This window comes from Streptomyces sp. TOM-9 (assembly GCF_056858595.1).
This window is the reverse complement of sequence record NZ_JBXEQB010000001.1, coordinates 6,377,366-6,392,265: the sequence shown is the minus strand read 5'-3', so window position 1 is coordinate 6,392,265 and position 14,900 is coordinate 6,377,366. Positions and strand designations below refer to the sequence as shown.

Below are 14,900 nucleotides of genomic sequence, written 5' to 3'. Positions count from 1 at the left end.
CTCAGCGCAGCACGCCGGCCGTCATCCCCGTCGCCTCGGGCGGCACCGCGATCAGCCCGAGCTCGGCGACCGAGGCGAGCAGCCGGTGCATCGGGAGCACGCGGACGGTGTAGCCGAAGGGGCCGGTGCGGTCGAGGGTGAGCGGGCCCTCGTAGAGCCAGCGGCCCTCCAGGTCCGGCCGTCCGCCCGGTTTGAGGGAGACCACGGTCGGGTCGGCGATCCGGTCGGAGTCGTCGACGCGCCCGGACACCACCTGGACGTCCACGTCCCCGGGCTCCAGGCCGCCGAGGGCCACCTGGACGCGCAGGGTGAGCGTGGTCCCGAGCTCCGGGGAGCCGCCGACCGAGACACCGGTCTCCACGTGGTCGACCGCGATCATCGGCCACTGCTCGCGCACCCGCCGCTTCCACGCGGCGAGTTCGACGGACTCCCCGCCCCCCGCGAGACGGTGGGCGCGGGCGGCGGGCGCGTACAGCCGGGTCACGTACTCGCGGACCATGCGCCCGGCGAGCACCTTCGGCCCCAGGGTGCTCAGGGTGTGCCGGACCATCTCGATCCAGCGGACCGGCAGACCGTGCGTGCCGCGGTCGTAGAACCGGGGCGCGACCTGGTTCTCGACCAGGTCGTAGAGGGCGGCCGCCTCGATGTCGTCGCGGCGGTCGGGGTCGCCGGCCGCGCCGAAGCCGTCCGCGGTGGGGATCGCCCACCCGTTGTTGCCGTCGAACCACTCGTCCCACCAGCCGTCCAGGACGGACAGGTTGAGGCAGCCGTTCAGCGCGGCCTTCATGCCGGAGGTGCCGCAGGCCTCCAGCGGCCGCAGCGGGTTGTTCAGCCAGACGTCGCACCCGGGGTAGAGGTGCTGGGCCATGGCCATGTCGTAGTCCGGCAGGAACACGATGCGGTGCCGCACCCTGGGGTCGTCGGCGAAGCGCACCAGCTCCTGCACCAGCCGCTTGCCGCTGTCGTCGGCCGGGTGCGCCTTGCCCGCGACGACGATCTGGATCGGCCGGGTCGGGTGCAGCAGCAGCTCCATCAGCCGGTCCTGGTCGCGCAGCATCAAGGTGAGCCGCTTGTACGACGGGACCCGGCGCGCGAAGCCGATGGTCAGCACGTCCGGGTCGAGGACGTCGTCGACCCAGCCCAGCTCGGCCGAGCCGGCGCCGCGCTGCCGCCAGGAGGCGCGCACCCTGCGGCGCACCTCCCGCACCAGCTGTTCGCGCAGTTCCCGGCGGAGCTCCCAGATCGCGGCGTCGGGGATGCGGAAGACGCTCTCCCAGGTGTCGGCGAGCCCGGTGGTCATCGCGTCCTCGGCGTTCTGGACGCCGGCCTGCCGGGCGCCGAGCCGGAACACCTCGGGCGCGACCCAGGTGGGGGCGTGCACGCCGTTGGTGATGGAGGTGATCGGCACCTCCTCCGGGTCGAAGCCCGGCCACAGCCCGGCGAACATCTCGCGGCTGACGCCACCGTGCAGGGTGGACACGCCGTTGGCGCGCTGCGCCAGCCGCAGCCCCATCACGGCCATGTTGAAGACGTTGGGGTCGCCGCCGGGGTAGGTCTCCATCCCCAGCTCCAGCACCCGCTGGACGTCGACGCCGCGCAGCTCGCCGTCGTCGCCCAGGTGCCGGGCGAGCAGCTCGCGGTCGAAGCGGTCGATGCCGGCCGGTACGGGGGTGTGGGTGGTGAAGACCGTACCGGCCCGCACGGCCTCCAGGGCGGAGTCGAAATCCAGCCCTTCTCCGTCGGCCGCGAGCTCGCGGATGCGTTCCAGGCCGAGGAAGCCCGCGTGCCCCTCGTTGGTGTGGAAGACCTCGGGCGCCGGGTGCCCGGTCAGGGCGCAGTAGGTGCGCACGGCACGGACGCCGCCGATGCCGAGCAGCATCTCCTGGAGCAGCCGGTGCTCGCTGCCGCCGCCGTAGAGGCGGTCGGTGACGTCCCGTTCGTTGGGGTGGTTCTCCTCGACGTCGGAGTCGAGCAGCAGCAGCGGGACCCGGCCGACCCGGGCCAGCCAGACGTGGGCGCGCAGGCTGCGCCCGCCGGGGAGGTCCAGGGCGATCAGGACGGGGCCGCCGTCCTCGTCCCGCAGCAGCGACAGCGGCAGCTCGTTGGGGTCGAGCACGGGGTAGTGCTCCTGCTGCCAGCCGTCCCGGGACAGGGACTGGCGGAAGTAGCCGTGCCGGTAGAGCAGACCGACGCCGATCAACGGCACGCCCAGGTCGCTGGCGGCCTTGAGGTGGTCGCCGGCCAGGATGCCGAGGCCGCCGGAGTACTGCGGCAGCGCCGCGGTGATGCCGAACTCGGGTGAGAAGTAGGCGATGGCGGCGGGGAGTTCCCCGGCCTCGGCAGCGCCCTGGTACCAGCGCGGGTTGCCGAGGTAGTCGTGGAGGTCCTCGACGGCGGTGCCGAGCCGGCGGAGGAACCTGCGGTCCTTGGCGAGGGCGTTCAGCCGGTCCTTCGAGACCGCGCCGAGCAGCCGCACCGGGTCGCCGGCCGCCGCTCTCCAGCCCTCGGGGTCGACGGACTGGAACAGCTCACGGGTCTCGTTGTGCCAGGACCAGCGCAGATTCTGCGCGAGCTCCCCCAGGGGACGTAGTGGTTCGGGCAGGACGGTTCGCACGGTGAATCGACGAATAGCCTTCACATCTCCGACGGTAGCGGCATCTTTCGGTGCGGTGGTGACAACCGGGGCCCCAACACCCCGCGGCCCGGCACCGCCGCGCGGCACCCGTCGCCTGGCGCACCAGGACGCGCCGGGCGTCCCGGCGCACCCGCGCGCGGCCCGGTGGACGCCTCGTCAGCGTGTCGGGCGGCGGCTACGACAGTCGCAGCACGGCCCCCGGGCCGGGGCGCACCGCGGGAGCTACGACCGGCGGCCAGGACCGGGGCACGGGCGGGACCCGGCGCCCCGGCGGCCGCGCGCGCCGGTCCGCCGGACGGTGGCCGGTTGTCTGCGTCCGGGCGCCGCCGGGGCCGCCCGGCGCGCAACTTACGCGCCAGTACCCCTTCCCGGGGAGTATTCGACCGTCATCCAATGGGCAGGCTCACCCTTGCGCGACGCGGCGCCGAACCCTCCCACACCACAACTCGTATCCGCCCACCCGAGTGAACGCGGACAGGAGCGGTCATGCCCACAGGCAGGCATCCGAAGGAGCAGATAAAAAGAGCGGAAGGTACCCGTCCGGCCACCCGCACAAACTGGTGAGGCGCAATGATCGGTCGCATCCCCGTCCTGGACGTCCGCCCGCTGGTCGACTGCGGACGCCGCCCCGCCAAGGCCGTGGTCGGCGAAACCTTCCAGGTCACCGCCACGGTGTTCCGGGAGGGACATGACGCGGTGGCGGCGAACGTGGTCCTGCGCAGCCCCGCGGGACGCTCCGGGCCACGGATCCCCATGCGCGAACTCGCCCCCGGCACCGACCGGTGGGGCGCCGAGGTGACGCCCACCGCGGAGGGCCGCTGGACGTACACGGTGGAGGCCTGGAGCGATCCGGTGGCCACCTGGCGGCACCACGCGGGCATCAAGGTCCCCGCCGGCATCGACACCGAACTGGTCCTCGCCGAGGGGGCCGAGCTGCACGAGCGCGCGGCGGCCGGGGTGCCGAAGAAGGACGGCCGGGCCGTGGTGCTGGCCGCGGTCGACGCCCTGCGCGACACCTCCCGTTCGGCCGCCGAGCGGCACGCCGCCGCCCTCGCACCGGACGTGGTGGCGGTGCTCGGCCGGCACCCGCTGCGCGACCTGGTGAGCGCCTCGCGCCCGGCGGCCCTCCAGGTGGAGCGGCAGCGGGCGCTGTTCGGGTCCTGGTACGAGATGTTCCCCCGGTCCGAAGGCGCCGTGGTGGACCCCTCGGGCCGCAAGCCACCGAGGTCCGGGACCTTCCGCACGGCGGCCGAGCGACTGCCGGCGATCGCCGCGATGGGCTTCGACGTGGTCTACCTGCCGCCCGTCCACCCGATCGGCGCAGCGTTCCGCAAAGGGCCCGACAACACGCTCGACCCCGGCCCGCACGACGTGGGCTCGCCCTGGGCGATCGGCTCCGCGGAGGGCGGCCACGACGCCGTCCACCCGGACCTCGGGACGATCGAGGACTTCGACTTCTTCGTGGAGCGGGCCCGTGAGCTGCGCCTGGAGATCGCGCTGGACTTCGCGCTGCAGTGCTCGCCGGACCACCCGTGGGTCGGCAAGCACCCCGAGTGGTTCACCACCCGGGCGGACGGCTCGATCGCGTACGCCGAGAACCCGCCGAAGAAGTACCAGGACATCTACCCGATCGCCTTCGACGCCGACTTCAGCGGCATCGTGCAGGAGACCGAGCGGGTGCTGCGGCACTGGATGGACCACGGGGTGCGGATCTTCCGGGTCGACAACCCGCACACCAAACCGGTGGTCTTCTGGGAGAAGGTCATCGCCGACATCAACCGCACCGACCCCGACGTCATCTTCCTGGCGGAGGCGTTCACCCGTCCGGCCATGATGCACACGCTGGCCCAGATCGGCTTCCAGCAGTCGTACACCTACTTCACCTGGCGCAACGGCAAGCAGGAACTGACGGAGTACCTGACGGAGCTGTCCGGTGAGGCCGCGGCCTACATGCGGCCCAACTTCTTCGTCAACACCCCGGACATCCTCCACGCCTACCTGCAGCGCGGCGGCCGCCCGGCGTTCGAGGCGCGTGCGGTCCTCGCCGCGACCCTTTCCCCCACATGGGGGGTGTACGCCGGATATGAGCTCTGCGAGAACGCGCCGGTGCGCGAGGGAAGCGAAGAGTACCTACACTCGGAGAAGTACGAGCTCAAGCCCCGTGACTGGGCGGCAGCCGAGGCCGAAGGCCGTTCGCTGGCTCCGCTGCTCACCACGCTGAACCGGCTGCGACGCCGCCACCCCGCGCTCCAGCAGCTGCGCGACCTGCGCTTCCACCCCGTGAACAACGACGCGGTGCTGGCGTACTCCAAGCGCTCGGGCGACGGCAGCGACGTCGTACTGGTGGTCGTCAACCTGGACCCGCACCACACCCAGGAGGCGACCGTCTCGTTGAACATGCCGGAACTCGGCCTCGCGTGGCACGAGTCCACCCCGGTGCGCGACGAGCTCACCGGCGAGACCTACCACTGGGGCAGGGACAACTATGTGCGCCTCGAGCCGGGCCGCGCGCCCGCGCACATCCTCACCCTGCGACCTACTCCATCGACAGGAGGGTCACCCACTTGATCGTCAACGAACCCGTACCTGACACGTTCGAAGACACCCCGGCCAAGGACCGGGACCCCGACTGGTTCAAGCGGGCCGTCTTCTACGAAGTGCTCGTACGGTCCTTCCAGGACAGCAACGGCGACGGCATCGGCGACCTCAAAGGGCTCACCGCCAAACTGGACTACCTGCAGTGGCTCGGGGTCGACTGCCTGTGGCTGCCGCCGTTCTTCGCCTCGCCGCTGCGCGACGGCGGCTACGACGTCTCGGACTACACGGCCGTGCTGCCGGAGTTCGGGGACCTGGCCGACTTCGTGGAGTTCGTGGACGCCGCCCACCAACGCGGTATGCGCGTGATCATCGACTTCGTCGTCAACCACACCAGCGACCAGCACGACTGGTTCCAGCAGTCCCGCACGGACCCCGACGGCCCGTACGGCGACTACTACGTCTGGGCGGACGACGACAAGCAGTACCAGGACGCCCGCATCATCTTCGTCGACACCGAGAGCTCCAACTGGACCTTCGACCCGGTGCGCAAGCAGTACTACTGGCACCGCTTCTTCTCGCACCAACCGGACCTCAACTACGAGAACCCCAAGGTCCAGGAGGAGATCCTGGCCGCCCTGCGCTTCTGGCTGGACCTCGGCATCGACGGGTTCCGGCTGGACGCGGTGCCGTACCTGTACCAGGAGGAGGGCACCAACTGCGAGAACCTGCCGCGCACCCACGGCTTCCTGAAGATGGTGCGCGAGGAGATCGACGCCCACTACCCCGACACCGTCCTGCTCGCCGAGGCCAACCAGTGGCCCGAGGACGTGGTCGACTACTTCGGCGACTACGCCAAGGGCGGCGACGAGTGCCACATGGCCTTCCACTTCCCGGTGATGCCGCGCATCTTCATGGCGGTGCGCCGGGAGTCCCGCTACCCGGTCTCGGAGATCCTGGCCAAGACCCCGGCCATCCCGCACAACTGCCAGTGGGGCATCTTCCTGCGCAACCACGACGAGCTGACGCTCGAGATGGTGACGGACGAAGAGCGCGACTACATGTACGCGGAGTACGCCAAGGACCCGCGCATGCGGGCCAACATCGGCATCCGGCGCCGGCTCTCCCCGCTGCTGGACAACGACCGCAACCAGATCGAGCTCTTCACCGCCCTGCTGCTCTCCCTGCCGGGCTCGCCGATCCTCTACTACGGCGACGAGATCGGCATGGGCGACAACATCTGGCTCGGTGACCGCGACGCGGTGCGCACGCCGATGCAGTGGACCCCGGACCGCAACGCGGGCTTCTCCTCCTGCGACCCGGGCCGGCTCTACCTGCCGACCATCATGGACCCGGTCTACGGCTACCAAGTCACCAACGTCGAGGCGCAGATGAGCTCCCCGAGCTCGCTGCTGCACTGGACCCGCCGGATGGTGGAGATCCGCAAGCAGAACCCGGCCTTCGGCCTCGGTTCGTACACCGAGCTGCCCTCCACCAACCCGGCCGTCCTGGCCTTCCTGCGCGAGTACAAGGACGACCTCGTCCTGTGCGTGAACAACTTCTCGCGCTTCGCCCAGCCCACCGAACTCGACCTGCGGGCCTTCACCGGCCGGCATCCCGTCGAGCTGATCGGCGGGGTGCGCTTCCCGGCCATCGGCGAGTGGCCCTACCTGCTCACCCTCGCCGGTCACGGCTTCTACTGGTTCCGGCTCCGCCGCGACGTGGCGTAGGCGGATCCGCCGGGGCAGGCTCCCCCTGCCGGATCCAGCGTCATATCGGATGCTGTACGGGCCCTTGTCCCTCGTACGCCAAGTACGCCAATTGCTCCACCGGCTCGGATGATATTCGTCCGACACGTCCCACTCGTCGGACCATCGCCGCAGCGCGCCCCTTCACTTAGGGAACCAGCAGGCCCGGCACCCGAGGAAAGGACGTCATGTCGGACACCTCGTGGCTTCGCACCTCAGCAGTCCGGCCGGGGACCACCGTGCCCCCGGCACCGGGACTGCTCTCCGCGCTCGGCCCGTTGCTGCGGGAATGGCTGCCCCGGCAGCGGTGGTTCGCCGGGAAGGGGCGGCCGATCAGCGGCTTCGGGCTGGTCTCGGCCACCGAGCTGCTGCCCGCCGACGGGCGGCTGGGCACCCCCGGACTGCTCCATCTGCTGCTCGACGTCCACCAGGACGTGCAGGAGCGGATGCCGGGCACCGGGCACGGGAAGCCGGCCGACACCTACCAGTTGCTGCTCGGCACCCGGGCGCTGCTGCCGCCCGCGCTGGCCCCGGCGCTCGTCGGGCACGCCGTCGGCGGACCGTTGGACGGCCTCACCATCTACGAGGCGCTCCACGACCCGCGTCTGACGTCCCTGCTGCTGGAGCGGCTGCGGGCGCCCGGCCGCACCGGGCACCTGCGCTTCGGCTCCGAGCCCGCCGCGGCGATCCCGGCCGGGCTGGCGCCGCGGCTGTCCACCGCGGAGCAGTCCAACAGCTCGGTCATCTACGGCGACACGTTCATCCTCAAGCTGTTCCGGCGGGTCGCCCCGGGCCCCAACCCCGACCTGGAGCTCTCGCTCGCCCTCGCGCGGGCCGGTTCGCGGCGCGCCGCGGCGCCCGCCGCCTGGTTCGAGGCGCTCGGCCTGTACGACGAGCCCGCCACGCTCGGCGTGCTGCAGCGCTTCCTGCCCGGTTCCGCCGGGGCCTGGGAACTCGCCCTGCAGGCGGTGGAAGACGGCACGGACTTCTCCGGCGAGGCGCACGCGCTGGGGCGCGCGACCGCGGAGGTCCACCTGGCGCTGGCGCGCGCCCTGCCGACGAGCACCCTGCGCCGTCCGCAGATCGAACTGCTCGCCGCCGCGATGGCCGGACGGCTGGACGCCGCCGCCGCGGCGGTGCCCGCCCTGCGGCCGTACCGCGCGGCACTGCGGGCCGCCTTCGACGACCTTGCCGCACTCGGGACGCTCGGCACGACGCTGGCCGCCCAGCGCATCCACGGCGACCTGCACCTCGGCCAGGCCCTGCGGACCGGGCCCGGGGGGTGGGTGCTGATCGACTTCGAGGGCGAGCCGGCGCGGCCGCTGCCCGAACGCCGCCGTCCCGCGTCCCCGGTGCAGGACGTCGCCGGGATGCTGCGCTCCTTCGACTACGCCGCCCGGCACCACGACCCGTCCGCCTCCGGGGCGCCCGAATGGGCCAGGACGCAGCGCGCCGCCTTCTGCGCGGGCTACGCCGAGGCCACCGGGACCGATCCGAGGGACGAGCCCGTCGTCATACGCGCCTACGAGACCGACAAGGCCGTCTACGAAGTGCTCTACGAGGCCAGGCACCGGCCCGCCTGGCTCCCCATCCCCATGGCCGCGGTGCGCCGCCTCGCGCAGCCGCCGCACGGCCGCACCCCCTGACCGGGCGCCCCCACGCCCATCCGAGGAGGACCTGACCGTGACCGATCGCCAGCCGTTCCCCGACTCCACCCCCGGCACCCCCGGCCCGGGCGGGAACGGGAGGGCCCGCGCCGCACGTCCCGCACGCGGCACCGGGTCCGAGGGCTCGGCTCCCCCGCCGCCCCCCGCCGCCCCGCCGACCCCGCCGGTCCCGGCCACCGGGCCGCAGAAGGCCGCCGGCGCGAAGCCCGCACGTGGGGGGAAGACCGCCGGCGCGGAACCCGCGGCCGAGGGCGCCCGCCCGGCCGCCGCGGACCGCCCGCGACCGGACGCGTCCGGCTCCTCCGAGGCCGTCGCGCGGGGCTACGACCCCGCCGGGTCCGGGCGGCCGGCCGCCTCGGGCACCGCGCCGCGCACCGTGCCCCCCGCGGGGGTCGGCCACCAGGCGCCGCCGCCCGCGCCCGAGGTCGCGCCGGCCGCCGGCCCCGTGACCGGCGATGTGCCCCCGGCCCCGGAGCTCGACCCCGGCGAGCGGCGCCGGTTGCTGGACGGCGCCCACCACGACCCGCACGGGCTGCTCGGCGTCCACCGCGTGGCGGACGGCCTGGCCTTCCGGGCACTGCGGCCGTACGCGCGGAGCGTGGCCGTCGTCACCGGCGACGGGGCGCGGACGGCGCTGCACCACGAGGGCGACGGGCTGTTCAGCGGTGTGCTGCCGCTGACCGAGGTCCCCGCGTACCGGCTGGCCGTCAGCTACGACGGCGACGAGCGCGAGGTGCACGACCCGTACCGCTTCCTGCCGGCGCTCGGCGAGTTCGACCTGCACCTGATCAACGAGGGGCGGCACGAACAGCTGTGGAAGGCGCTCGGCGCCGAGCCGATGACCCATGAGGGCGTCACCGGCACCCGGTTCACCGTGTGGGCGCCCAACGCGCGCGGGGTGCGGGTGGTCGGCGACTTCACCTGCTGGGACGGCACCGCCTTCCCGATGCGCTCACTGGGCTCGTCCGGCGTGTGGGAGCTGTTCCTGCCCGAGGTCGGCGAGGGGCAGCGCTACAAGTTCGAGGTCTGCGGGCCGGACGGCGGGCGGCGGCTCAAGGCCGACCCGATGGCCCGCCGCACCGAGACACCGCCCGCCACCGCCTCCGTCGTCACCGCGTCCCGCCACGAGTGGCAGGACACCGACTGGATGGCCTCGCGCGGCCGCGTGCCCGTGCACGAGGCGCCCTTGTCGGTGTACGAGGTGCACCTCGCCTCGTGGCGGCCGGGGCTGTCGTACCGCGAACTGGCCGAGCAGCTCCCGGCGTACGTGCGCGACCTGGGCTTCACGCACGTGGAACTGATGCCGGTCGCCGAGCACCCCTTCGGCGGCTCGTGGGGCTACCAGGTCACCTCGTACTACGCCCCCACCGCCCGGATGGGCACCCCGGACGACTTCCGGTACCTGGTGGACGCGCTGCACCGGGCGGGCATCGGCGTCATCATGGACTGGGTGCCGGCCCACTTCCCCAAGGACGACTGGGCGCTGGCGGACTTCGACGGCACCAACCTCTACGAGCACCCCTGGCGCGGGGACCATCCCGACTGGGGGACGCTGGAGTTCGACTTCGGGCGCACCGAGGTCCGCAACTTCCTGGTGGCCAACGCGGTCTACTGGTGCGAGGAGTTCCACATCGACGGGCTGCGGGTGGACGCCGTCGCCTCCATGCTCTACCTGGACTACTCCCGCGAGGACGGCCAGTGGGCGCCGAACGCGTACGGCGGGCGCGAGGACCTGGACGCCGTCGCCTTCCTGCAGGAGATGAACGCGACCGTATACCGGCGCTGCCCCGGTGTCGTCACCATCGCCGAGGAGTCCACCGCCTGGGACGGCGTCACCCGGCCCACCCACCACGTCGGCCCGGCCGGCTTCGGCGGGCTCGGCTTCGGCCTGAAGTGGAACATGGGGTGGATGCACGACTCGCTGGAGTACATCAAGCACGAGCCCGTGCACCGCAAGTACCACCACAACGAGATGACCTTCTCGATGGTGTACGCCTACAGCGAGAACTACGTCCTGCCGATCTCGCACGACGAGGTCGTCCACGGCAAGGGCGCGCTGGTGGCCAAGATGCCCGGCGACTGGTGGCAGCAGCGCGCCGGCCACCGCGCCTACCTCGGCTTCATGTGGGCCCACCCGGGCAAGCAACTGCTCTTCATGGGGCAGGAGTTCGCGCAGGGCGCCGAGTGGTCCCACGACCACGGGCCGGACTGGTGGCTGCTCGACGAGACCTACTCCGCGGCGGGCGACCACCGCGGTGTGCGGGACCTCGTCCGGGACCTCAACACCTGCTACCGGGCCACTCCGGCGCTGTGGCAGCTCGACACCACCCCGGACGGCTTCTCCTGGCTCGACGGCGGCGCAGCCGAGGACAACGTCTTCTCCTTCGTGCGCCTCGACGCCGGGGGGAACCCGCTGGTCGCCGTCAGCAACTTCTCGCCGGTCGTCCGCCACGGCTACCGGATCGGCGTGCCGGACGGGGTGGAGGCGCTGCGGGAGGTGCTCAACACCGACGCCGCCGCGTACGGCGGGAGCGACGTCACCAACCCCGAGCCGCTGAAGTCCGAGCCGGTCGCCTGGAACGGCCGGCGCGAGAGCGTGCAGCTCACCCTGCCGCCGCTGGCCACGGTCTGGCTGCGGCCGGCCTGACCGTACACGTCACGGGATGCCGAGTGCGGCCCGCCTGCGCCACGCCAGGTGCAGGCAGGCCCGCCCCGCGGAATGGGTACGGGGGTGCCGGGCGTAGCCGAGGACGTTCTCCTCGGTGAAGGGCAGCCCCTGGTGGCCGTGGCCGACCACGATCACGCCCTCCTCGTTGCGCTCGGTCATGCCGCCGAAGACGGTGTCGAAGGTCGCGGCCTCCCACACGCAGACGGTGAGCAGCTCCGGCTTCCAGTTCAGCGGGTCGAGCCCGAGCCCCAGGAAGCTGAAGCGGGCCCGGCCCTCGCGGGCGGCGCGGTTCATGCTCGCGTACGGCTCGTCGGTGTCGTAGTCGAGGGTCGCCCCGCCGACGCCCCCGGCGTCCGGCGCGCCGAGGAACTCCTCCGCGTACTCGCGCATCGTGTTGTGCCACAGGTCCAGGTCGGAGTGCCAGACCGGCAGCACGTCGGCGTGCGGCTGGAACTCCCCGGCGGGGACGACGTGGGTGGTGTTCATGGCGGTGGCCACGCCCTGGGCGTCGCGCCGGTGGAGGAAGAAGTACGCCCGGTCGCCGTCGACCCTGACGGTGAGGGTGCTGACGCCGGACTGTGCGCAGCGGCGGCCCAGGTCGAAGGGGTCCCCCAGCCAGCGGCGGTAGCGGCCGGCCATCGGGGCGTCGCCGTCACGGTGGCGCAGGGCGGCCTCGTAGGCGAGCGGCTCGGCGGTGTCGTACGAATCGAAGTAGCCGGCCAGCGCGAACTCCAGGGCCGGCGCCCCCTCCCCGGGCGTCACCCCGGTCAGCCGGTAGCCGGGCCCGTTGAACCACATCGCGGGCCGGTCGTACTCCCCCACGGCCGAGGCGAAGCCGTCCCGGCGCGGCCAGTAGCCCCGCAGCCTGCGCTTCGCGGCCGCGAACTCCCCCTTCCCCGGCTCCGGTTCGGGCCGCAGGCTCAGCCGCACCCGCGCGGCGGGCAGCGGCTCCTCGGGGATCCACCCCGGCGCCGTGAGCAGCGCCAGCTCCCCGTCCCGCGCGGGATGCGCGGCCAGTCCCGCCTCCGCCAGCTCCGCGCGGTGCTCCTTGAGGTGCCGGCGCACCTCGATGAAGCGGTCGACCGCCCGCTGCCGGTGCACGGTGCGCTGCGGCTCCCACGCCAGATACGCCGCCACGGCCGCCAGTGGCAGGCCGGCCACCGCGGTGAGCGTCCCCACATCCATGCGGCGTTCCTACCAGCGGCGCCGGGGCCGGACAACACTGTTCCCATGGCGGTGACACAGCAACTCGCACGGGTGACGGAGGAGTTCCTGGCCCGATGCCGTACGGCGGCCCGGGAGAGCCCGGACGGCGACCCGGGATGGGACCCGCCGCGCGAGGACGTGCTCGACCTCGACTGGGCACCGGCGCCGCTGAAGAGGGTGTGCCGGGCCGCGGGCGCGGCGGCACCGGCCCTGGCCGCGCTGGAGCGCGCGGTGGACGGCGACCCGGAGGTCGCCGTCGCCTTCCTCGACCACCCGGAGGCGGTCGGCGTGTTCGGGCCGCCTCCCGGCGCGGTCGCCCCGCCGGACGTGACCCTGGTCGCGGAGGGTCTGGCGGCGATCGACTGGGACGCGGTGAGAGCGCACGGGGCGGACCACGGGCTGCCGGGCGTCCGTGATCCCTGGGGATACCTGACGGGCACTTCACCGCGCTGCGCGCCTTCTACGAGCAGGCCGCGCGGCGGGGGCTGTACGTCGTCGTGTGGTGGGACTGAGCCGTCCTCACCTCGCGTCGCGTGCGCCGCGGCGTCAGCCGCCGTCGCGCGGGCGCTGCGGCGCGGTCCGCCCGTCGCGCGGGCCCCACGCGTCGATCACGGCCTCGGCCGGATGGCAGCCGAGTACGTACTCCCGCGCCCACCGCGCCGCGCCCTCGAAGCCGGACTCCGCGACGATCCGCGCGGCCGCCGTCTCGCGGTCGTAGACGGTGCGGCGCAGCTGGACGCCGCCCGCGCCCAGGAGCGCCCAGTGGGCGCCGTCGCGGCCGTACGGCATGCCGACGCTCCCGGGGTTGACGACCAGCCGGCCGTGGACGACCCGGGCGTACGGCATGTGCGTGTGCCCGCAGACGACGGTCTCCACCTCGGGGGCGACGCCGGACATCACCTCGGCCCAGCGTTCGGCGCGGGAGTCGACGAGCACGATCTCCTCGTCGTCGCGCGGGGTGGCGTGGCAGAACAGCGTCCGGCCCGGGCCGTCAACCTCCAGCTCCACGGTGTCCGGGAGGCCGGCCAGCAAGGTCACCTGGTCCTCGCGGAGCCGCCGCGCGGCCCAGTCCGACTCCGGGTACCCGGTCGTCCTGCCCGTACGGCGGTGCTCGACCAGTTCGCGGTCCGCGTTGCCGCGGATCCACAGGGCGCGCCCGCCGAGGTCGCGCAGCGCGTCGAGGGTGGGCACCGGCATCGGGCCCGCCGCGTGGTCCCCGGTGAGGACCACCCGCTCGGCGGCGCGGACGTCGGGCTCGGCCAGTACGGCCTGCAGGGCCGGCAGGTTGCCGTGGACGTCGGACAGGACCGCGACTCGTCTCAGCACACCCGTCAGCTTGCCCGCCGCTGCGGCCCGTGCGGCGCGCGTTCGCCGAGGGCGTGACGGACCTGCCGCAGCGGCGCCGCCCGCGCGGCCACAGCGCGTGCGGGGAGCGGGAGTTCGGCCGGACGCCTACTGGGCTGCCGCCCCCGGCACGCCCATACTGGGATGACTGCGGGATTCAGCGAGTGCGGGGGGCCGCTGCCGATGGTGAGCGAACGCGAGTTGCTCCCGGACCTGTTCCGGTCCGCCGACCGGGCGTCACTGCGGGGCCAGTGGCAGACCGTACGGCTGTCGCGCCAGCAGCTCGGCCTGCTCACGGTGGCCTCCGTCTTCAGCTCGTTCGACGCCACCGCGGGCCGCCTGCACTGGGCTTCCTGGCTCGCGGCCGTCCTGTTCGCGTACGCCGCGTGGACCACCTGGGTGATCCACCGCCAGAACCCGCAGGCGCTGTGGTACGAGGGCCGTGCGCTGGCCGAGTCCATGAAGACGCTCGCCTGGAAGTACTCGGTGCGGGCCGACCCCTTCACGCCGCCCGGCGACGAACGCGACCCGGACGCCCTGTACCGGCTGCAGCTCGGTGACGTCCTGCACACCTTCCGGCGCAGCAGGGCCCTGCCCTCCCACGTCGACTCGGGCATCACCCCGGCGATGCGGCGGCTGCGGGACGCGCCGCTGCGCGTGCGGCACGACGTGTACCTGCGGGAGCGCATCCGGGTGCAGCACGAGTGGTACACGATGAAGGCGGTCCGCTGCGAGGTGAACGGGCGCCGGGCGGGACGGCTGGCGATGGCCTTCCCGCTGCTCGGCGTCCTCTTCCTGGTGCTGCGGGCGGGCGGCTGGTCACCCTTCGACACCCTGGGCTTCGTGTCGGCCATCACGGCCTCGGTCGCGGCCTGGGCGCAGCTGCGCCAGTACAGCCCGCTGGCCGCGGCGTACCGGGTGGCGGCCGACGAACTGGAGCTGATCCGGGTGCAGCTGGCGTCCTTGGACCTGGACGACCCGCATGCCGAGCACCTGTGGTCGCAGCTGACCCGGGACGCCGAGGACGCGGTGTCCCGGGAGCACACCACCTGGCAGGCGAGGCGCGAGATGCGCGTGTGAGGGACGGACCGCAGGAC

Annotated in this window: 8 protein-coding genes; 5 read left to right on the top strand and 3 right to left on the bottom strand. The window is 73.1% G+C overall.

Translation table 11 applies throughout. The features are described from left to right. Position 1: 1 nt before the first annotated feature. Positions 2–2,638 (bottom strand): alpha-glucan family phosphorylase, encoded by a 2,637-nt coding sequence (glgP, locus tag AC1VWI_RS29885; RefSeq protein WP_499514095.1) that lies wholly within the window; start codon positions 2,636–2,638, stop codon positions 2–4. A 567-nt stretch (positions 2,639–3,205) separates the two neighbouring features. Between glgP and AC1VWI_RS29880 the strand changes: the two genes are divergently transcribed. From AC1VWI_RS29880 to glgB, 4 genes are all read left to right on the top strand, one after another. Continuing rightward, positions 3,206–5,203, top strand: a complete 1,998-nt coding sequence (locus AC1VWI_RS29880; protein WP_499514094.1) for an alpha-1,4-glucan--maltose-1-phosphate maltosyltransferase — start codon at positions 3,206–3,208, stop codon at positions 5,201–5,203. Beyond that, positions 5,200–6,900 (top strand): maltose alpha-D-glucosyltransferase, encoded by a 1,701-nt coding sequence (gene treS / locus AC1VWI_RS29875; protein WP_499514093.1) that lies wholly within the window; start codon positions 5,200–5,202, stop codon positions 6,898–6,900. The genes AC1VWI_RS29880 and treS overlap by 4 nt, the downstream gene beginning before the upstream one ends. Before the next feature lie 206 nt (positions 6,901–7,106). Then, positions 7,107–8,564, top strand: a complete 1,458-nt coding sequence (locus AC1VWI_RS29870) for a maltokinase N-terminal cap-like domain-containing protein (RefSeq protein ID WP_499514092.1) — start codon at positions 7,107–7,109, stop codon at positions 8,562–8,564. Positions 8,565–8,601: 37 nt separating this feature from the next. After that, positions 8,602–11,232 (top strand): 1,4-alpha-glucan branching enzyme, encoded by a 2,631-nt coding sequence (gene glgB / locus AC1VWI_RS29865; RefSeq protein ID WP_499514091.1) that lies wholly within the window; start codon positions 8,602–8,604, stop codon positions 11,230–11,232. Between the two features lie 9 nt (positions 11,233–11,241). Here the strand turns inward: glgB and AC1VWI_RS29860 are convergent, their stop codons facing one another. Beyond that, complete coding sequence (locus tag AC1VWI_RS29860; protein WP_499514090.1) at positions 11,242–12,438, bottom strand: hypothetical protein; 1,197 nt, start codon at positions 12,436–12,438, stop codon at positions 11,242–11,244. Between the two features lie 567 nt (positions 12,439–13,005). Further along, complete coding sequence (locus tag AC1VWI_RS29855) at positions 13,006–13,785, bottom strand: metallophosphoesterase family protein (protein ID WP_499514089.1); 780 nt, start codon at positions 13,783–13,785, stop codon at positions 13,006–13,008. Positions 13,786–13,947: 162 nt separating this feature from the next. Here AC1VWI_RS29855 and AC1VWI_RS29850 point away from each other — a divergent pair, with 162 nt between their 5' ends. Further along, complete coding sequence (locus AC1VWI_RS29850) at positions 13,948–14,883, top strand: DUF4231 domain-containing protein (protein ID WP_499514088.1); 936 nt, start codon at positions 13,948–13,950, stop codon at positions 14,881–14,883. Positions 14,884–14,900 lie beyond the last annotated feature (17 nt).